This window comes from Synechococcus sp. R6-7, assembly GCF_047461695.1.
Taxonomy (GTDB): Bacteria; Cyanobacteriota; Cyanobacteriia; order Thermostichales; family Thermostichaceae; genus Thermostichus.
Genome location: NZ_JANSHS010000470.1, coordinates 1 through 6,455 on the forward strand (window position 1 = coordinate 1; position 6,455 = coordinate 6,455).

Annotated in this window: 6 protein-coding genes; 3 read left to right on the forward strand and 3 right to left on the reverse strand. The window is 57.9% G+C overall.

Features of this window, described 5'->3' with window-relative positions:
• Positions 1 to 756 (reverse strand): proton-conducting transporter membrane subunit (locus tag NW815_RS12910; protein WP_414416090.1); only part of this gene is annotated, 756 nt, incomplete at its 3' end.
• Between the two features lie 99 nt (positions 757 to 855).
• Positions 856 to 2,106 (reverse strand): lipid-A-disaccharide synthase-related protein, encoded by a 1,251-nt coding sequence (locus NW815_RS12915; RefSeq protein WP_414390622.1) that lies wholly within the window; start codon positions 2,104 to 2,106, stop codon positions 856 to 858.
• Positions 2,107 to 2,174: 68 nt separating this feature from the next.
• On the opposite strand from NW815_RS12915, the gene NW815_RS12920 reads away from it, so the two are divergent.
• From NW815_RS12920 to NW815_RS12930, 3 genes are all read left to right on the forward strand, one after another.
• Positions 2,175 to 2,510 (forward strand): hypothetical protein, encoded by a 336-nt coding sequence (locus NW815_RS12920; protein ID WP_011433411.1) that lies wholly within the window; start codon positions 2,175 to 2,177, stop codon positions 2,508 to 2,510.
• A gap of 109 nt (positions 2,511 to 2,619) precedes the next feature.
• On the forward strand, positions 2,620 to 3,666 hold the full coding sequence (locus NW815_RS12925; protein ID WP_414344717.1) for a thiamine phosphate synthase: 1,047 nt from the start codon (positions 2,620 to 2,622) through the stop codon (positions 3,664 to 3,666).
• A gap of 219 nt (positions 3,667 to 3,885) precedes the next feature.
• A complete protein-coding gene (locus NW815_RS12930) occupies positions 3,886 to 5,409 on the forward strand; it encodes an AAA family ATPase (RefSeq protein WP_414390626.1) in 1,524 nt (507 codons plus the stop codon).
• 103 nt (positions 5,410 to 5,512) lie between these two features.
• Here NW815_RS12930 and NW815_RS12935 read toward each other — a convergent pair whose 3' ends face one another.
• Positions 5,513 to 6,370 (reverse strand): J domain-containing protein, encoded by an 858-nt coding sequence (locus NW815_RS12935; RefSeq protein ID WP_414390619.1) that lies wholly within the window; start codon positions 6,368 to 6,370, stop codon positions 5,513 to 5,515.
• Between the last annotated feature and the right edge of the window lie 85 nt (positions 6,371 to 6,455).

Below are 6,455 nucleotides of genomic sequence, written 5' to 3' on the forward strand. Positions count from 1 at the left end.
TTCCATCGCCTCATCCAGCCACAGGTGCAGCGGAAACTGGGCGCATTTCCCCAAAGGCCCCGCCATCAAGGCCAAGCCCATCCAAGCTGCCCAGGTGGGATCCAAGCTGGCCGTAGCCGCCCAGTCCCGCAGGTCGGAAAACGTCAAGGCCCCGGAAAAGTTGGAAACCGCCACCACCCCCATCAGCAGCAGCAGATCCCCTACCCGCTTGGTTAAAAACGCATCCCGCGCCGCCGTCACCACCAGAGGCTGGGCGTACCAAAAGCCCACCAGCAAATAGGTGGAAAGGGTGAGCATCTCCAGCAGGGCATAGCTGAAAAACAGCGAGTCACTGAGGGCGATCCCTGTCATTCCCCCCTCGAAAAAGCCCATCAGGGCGGCAAAGCGACCCAGGCCCCAGTCCCTATCCAAATACCCCAGCGCATAGATCTGGGCCAGCAAGCTCAAACCGCTGATCCAGACGACGGCCCCCATTGTCAGGGGCGAGATCTCCAAAGACAGGGTCAAATCCAGATCGGCCACCCGAAACCAGAGGTAGTTCAAGATCTGGGGATCCCGACCCCAAACCTGCCGCAACAGCCAAAGGCCATGGGCAAAGGCGGCAAAAGTCAGAAGGATGTTGAGGTAAGCTGCCGGACGCGGGCCACTGCGCTTGACCCACCCCGTTGCCCAGGGAATGGCCAAAGCTGTTCCCGCCCACCCATAGCAAGGGATCCACCAACTGCTCTCCAACCCCAAAAGAAGGTTCAAGGCCATCAAATACTTAAAAACGGAAAACTAAACTTAACAGCAATAAGTCGGGCCTTTTAACGACCTGCTCCCCATTTCACAATATATTTCACTAATGTGTCTGGCTCACAATGTGTCTGGCTCGAACGGTTCCAAAACCGGGCCGGATGGCTTGAGCCAATCTCGAAGTTGAGCGGCAATGCGCCGGGCAGCTCCTGGGGATCCCATGCGGCGGCGTCCATGGGCCTGCAACTCAGCCGCGTAGTTGGGATCGGCGGCCAGGCGTTCCAGAATCCGGCCAACCACGGCGGGAGCCTGCTCCACTGAGGTCAGGTGGACGGCGGATCCCAAAAGACGAGTCTGTGCTTCGGCAAAGCGCGGGGTAAACTGGGGCCCTTCTCCCGGCAGGGTCACCACCGGTTTTCCCAAGCCTACACATTGCTCGGTAGCCGTTCCCGCCATGGCCAGCACCACTGTTGCTCGTTGGGCACAGGCCCCGAAGTCCCCCCAAACCAGAAGCACATCGCTGCGCTGAGATGGGATCCGAGCCTGAAGCGGGTCTCGCTCCAGGTTGGGGCTGAGGGCAGCATAGACTTGCAGCTCCGTTGGGAGCCGCTCCACCACCTGCATCATCAGGGCCCAGTTGCGATAGGCTTCCGGCGGACGGGATCCGGGCAAGAGCAGCAAGGCCGGTCGGTGGGGATCCAAAGGCAATGTCCCGCGTGGCTCTAGGCCATCCATCATCGGGTTGCCCAGGTAAAAGGCCCTTAGGCCCCGTTTTTGCAAAGCTGTAGCCGTCAGCTCATCCCGCAAAAAAGAACCCAGGCAGCGTCGGTGGGCCATCAGCCAGCGCTCCCAGGGCAGGTAATCGGAAATCGGCTGCCCAAAAGGGATCCAGGGGCGTCGGTAGGGCCCCCGTTCATCTCGCCAGTAATAGTCCGACTTGGCCGTGCCCACAAAGACGTAGGGGATCCCGCTCCACCACGCCATCAGCAAGGGCACAATATCCCCCACGGCCAGCACCAGGTTCCTCTGGGCTGCTGCCCGCCGAACCAACGCCAATTGCCGCCCCGTCAGCCCCAGCAAACCGGCCCGCAAATCCCGCCACAACTGCCGCCAATCCTGATAAATAAACCCCCCCGACGGCATCACCTGGGCAATGGGCAGCAGGGGGATCCCTTGGCGTTGGTAGGCTGTCCCTTCTCCCACAATCGGCAAGGCTTGCACCGGGATCCCCAGTTGGACTAGGGCAACAGCAAGGCGACTGCCCACCTCATCTTCCCCGTGTCCATTGCTCAGACACAGCACCTGCGGTGGATTCGTTGGATTCCATTGGGTTTCCACAGCTTGCCGTAGGCGCAATCTGGGCTGAATCAAGAGGGATCCCCCAGCTCACCAGAAATCTCCTCATAGAATAGAGCCAATCCAAGAGGGGAACCCGGGAGATGATCCGAAATGAGCGACAACGAGCCGAGCTTATTGCAGCGGTAGAAGCCCTTCAGCTGGAAGGCCCCTACTTTATAGAAGAGCGCCTCGCCCGCCATCGCGGCCCTTTCTTGCGGGCAGTGAAAGATGTGCCTGTAGGGGGAACTTGGTGGGAGATCCGCTACTTTCCCGCCTGCGAGCGCTATGCTTGGGCCTACTTGCCGGAAGGGGCCGGCCCACGGGCCTTCGCCTGGGGACACACGCCGCAGCAAGCCTTTCTTAACGCCTTATGGCATCACCCTCTTTCTCCTCAGGGCCAAGGACAGCCTCAGGGAAACCATTCCGATTTACAGTGAATTGACTACTCTCCACCATACTGACTTGCTTCCGGCTAAGGGTAGGACGGGGCTTTAGGCGCATTTTTTTGGTAAAAATTAAGCAACTCTCTTCCCACGTATAGGGAACATGAAACCCCAGGCCGTCGCCCGTATTCTGGATGCCAACCTCGATCGAGCTCGTGAAGGACTACGGGTATTGGAAGAATGGTTTCGTTTCGGCCTGGAAGAGGGAGAGCTCTCTGCCGAATGCAAGGCCATGCGCCAAGCCCTAGCCCGCTGGCACAGCGATCCCCTGCGTTTGGCCCGCGATACCCCCGCCGATCCAGGCACCCAGATCTCCCACCCCCAAGAGGAGCAACGGCGGGATCTCCGCCACCTCTTGCAAGCCAATTGCAGCCGTGTGCAAGAAGCCCTGCGGGTGTTAGAAGAATACGGCAAGTTGGCCGAATCCCACCACTGGGTGGCCCCTGGCCTGGCCAAGCTGGCCAAAGACATGCGCTATCGGCTCTACGTCTTGGAAAGTGAACTGCTGGGCGGATCCCTGCGGCAGCGTCTCCTGGCAGCCCATCTTTATTTGGTGACCAGCCCTGTGCCCCACTGGCTAGAGGTGGTGGAAAAATCCCTGCGGGGCGGGGTGACCCTGGTGCAATATCGCCGCAAAAACCTTCCCGACGGCGAGATGCTTCGGGATCTCAAGCAGTTGCGGCAACTGTGCAACCGCTACCAGGCGCTGATGATCGTCAACGACCGGGTGGACTTGGCTCTGGTCAGCCAGGCAGATGGGGTTCACCTGGGCCAGACGGATCTGCCGGTCGCCCAAGCTCGGCACCTCCTGGGATCCCAGCGGCTCATTGGCCTGTCCACCACCAACGCCGAAGAGCTGGCCCAAGCCCTGAACAGCGACGTGGACTACATTGGCGTCGGCCCCGTTTACCCCACCCCCACCAAAGCGGAGAAACCCCCTGCCGGCCTGGAGTACGTGCGCCTGGCTGCCGAGAAAGCCCACCTGCCCTGGTTTGCCATCGGCGGCATCGATCCCCACAACCTGCCCGAGGTGCGTCGAGCTGGGGCCACCCGTGTAGCTGTGGTGCGGGCTTTGATGGAAGCTGCCGATCCCACCCAGACAGCCCGCACCATGCTGGCCGAACTGCAAGGGATCCCTGCCCTATCCTAAAGATCAACCGTGAAGCTCAACCGTGAGCATTTTGCTGCTTATTGGCTGTTCCAATCCAAATGGTTTCTGAACAAGTGAGAGGAAGATGAAGTAAGGATGTTCTAAACTCCAGAGGCGATGACAGAAGCCGCAAGAAAAACAAATCCAGACAGCAGGGATCCTGCCCTGGTCGAGATCCCGGCGGAGCTGCAAGCAGGGCTGGTGACAGAGCTGGATTTGATGATCCGGGCCCGCTACCCCCTGGTTTACTTGGTCTCTCCAGAAGAAGAGCCTGCCGATGCCGTGCTAACCCAAGTAGCCAGACGGACAGACCCACCGCGGCAATTGTTGTTCTGGGACTTGGTGCGGGGCTGGCAAGATACAGGCGAGGATCGGGGCTCCATCATGGCAGCTCTGGGGCGGGTGTGGCGCTCTGCCCCCAACGAGGACACCCTGTTTGTGCTGCGGGATCTGCACTTTGTGTTGCGCAACGCCACCAGCGACAAAAACGCTCCCATCATCCGGGAGCTGAAAAACCTCAGCCGCGAGCTAAAACGCACCCGCAAGATGCTGATCCTGCTCAGCCACACCCTGGAAGTGCCCAGCGACCTGGCAGAGGAGGTCACCGTCGTCGATATTCCCTTGCCCAATAGCGAAGAGATCAGCCGCCTCATCCAGCTCTACGTGGCCCCAGATAAACTCAAGCTCACCCCTCTGGCCCGCGAGCAACTGGTCAAAGCTTGTCAGGGACTGAGCCGAGAACGTATCCGCCGCGTTTTGGCCCGCGCTTTGGCCGCCAAGCAGGAGGTCAACGAAGCCGATATCGACCTGGTGCTGGAGGAGAAAAAGCAGGCCATCCGCCAAACCGGCATCCTGGAGTTTTTCACCGCCCGCGAGACCCTCAAAAGCGTGGGGGGCCTGGATAATCTCAAGGCCTGGGTGCGGGTGCGGCAAGAAGCCTTTACCGAAGAGGCGCGTCGCTATGGCCTGCCCAACCCCAAGGGCGTGCTGCTGGTCGGGATCCAGGGCACCGGCAAATCCCTCTCCGCCAAGACCATCGCCAATGAGTGGCGGCTGCCCCTGCTGAGATTGGATGCCGGGCGGCTGTTTGCCGGCATCGTCGGCGAGTCGGAAAGCCGGGTGCGGCAGATGATCCAACTGGCGGAGGCGATGGCCCCCTGCGTGCTTTGGATCGACGAGATCGACAAAGCCTTTGGCAACATCACCAGCAGTGCCGATGGAGATTCTGGTACCAGCCGCCGGGTGTTTGGCAGCCTGATTACCTGGATGCAGGAGAAGACCAGCCCCGTTTTCATTGTGGCCACTGCCAACAACGTGCCGCTGCTGCCGCCGGAGCTTTTGCGCAAGGGCCGCTTTGACGAGATTTTCTTCTTGAACCTGCCCACCCACGCTGAGCGCAAAGAGATCTTCCGGGTGCATTTGCAGCGGTTGCGCCCCAGCCGCCTGCGAGAATTTGACCTGGAAGCTTTGGCAGCCGCAGCTCAGGACTTCAGCGGGGCCGAGATCGAGCAAGCCATCGTAGATGCCATGTACAACGCCTTTGGGGGCAGTGGCAGCGGCGCCCGGCGGGACTTTACCCAAGAAGATATCCTGCAGGCCATCCGCGAAACCGTGCCCTTGGCCTCGATTGCCCGCGACCAAATCGAAAGCCTCAAGTGCTGGGCCGCCCAAGCCGGTGCCAGAACGGCCTCTCAAGATGCCCAAGTGCTGCAGGAGATGAAGCAGTGTTTTGCCTCTTCTTGAGATTCAAAATGGGTAAAATCCACCTCCCAGCCCAAATAAAGCAGCTAGTATGCCAATACCCACAGCAACTCCAGCCGCTATCTTCAAGTTTTCTTCTAGGCTTTTAGCATCTGCCTTTTCCTTCATTGCAGTTAGCAAAAATAGCTGATCCTCCCCACTCAGCCCACTTATAAAATGGGGATATAGATTCGATAGGGACAGCTTTAAAATGATCGATCCTACTTCTACAGTGAAGCTCAAGCTGGGAAAGCTTCGAGTTCCTATCTTTCTCTATCTGGGCTATTACTGATTTTGCCTCTTCCTGTAGCTTCTTAGCGCTCTCAACTTGCGACTTGCTATATCCTTTATCAAAAATGGCCATAAAAAGACTAATAACTGAGATTAGAAAGAGCACAAGCCCGATTGAGCTACTTAAGGCACCAATGAACAAGCTCAGGACTAAAAGCGAGAGGGCACCCAGTATAGTGTCACTTTTGGTGGCAAAGGTATGATCAATTTTAGCTTCCTCTTGTTTTGTTCCGATAGAGATCAAGTTTCTCCTTAACTCAGACTTAACTTGCTCTACTCTTTGGTTATAGTTGGCCTCGATGTTTTTCTTACGACGTTCTATCTCTTCTGCAGCTTCCTTTATCTTGTCGAAGTCAAAGGGCCAAGGTTTGCCATCTTGTGTGCTGTAACCGCGTTCTGCTTTTAAGTCTTGGTCATACCCGCTCCCTTTTGTGGGCGAAGTCTGGGAAAGCCTTTGGGAGTCATAGGCTTTTCGCTTCACAGGATCACTCAGGACCGAGTATGCTTCCTGAATAGACTTAAACTTTTCCTCAATGTACTGCCGCCCCTTAACAGGTGTATCTGGGTGAAGTTTATCGGGATGGTATTCTTTGGCAAGCCGCCTGTAGCTCTCTTTAATTTCTTCTAGAGTTGCATTGGGCTGTAATTCCAGCTCGCGGTAAAGGTCTTTCATGGGAGGATCCGGCGCAGGGGGCCTTGTGCCAGCTACTTTGATGCGGGGATCCTATTCCGTAAACTACCCGGCTCCGACCGCTAAG

Bases quoted from the DNA above. Each gene is read 5' to 3' on its own strand.
- NW815_RS12920 (WP_011433411.1), top strand. From the start codon at position 2,175: ATGATCCGAAATGAGCGACAACGAGCCGAGCTTATTGCAGCGGTAGAA.
- NW815_RS12930 (WP_414390626.1), top strand. From the start codon at position 3,886: ATGATCCGGGCCCGCTACCCCCTGGTTTACTTGGTCTCTCCAGAAGAA.
- NW815_RS12925 (WP_414344717.1), top strand. From the start codon at position 2,620: ATGAAACCCCAGGCCGTCGCCCGTATTCTGGATGCCAACCTCGATCGA.
- NW815_RS12935 (WP_414390619.1), bottom strand. From the start codon at position 6,370: ATGAAAGACCTTTACCGCGAGCTGGAATTACAGCCCAATGCAACTCTA.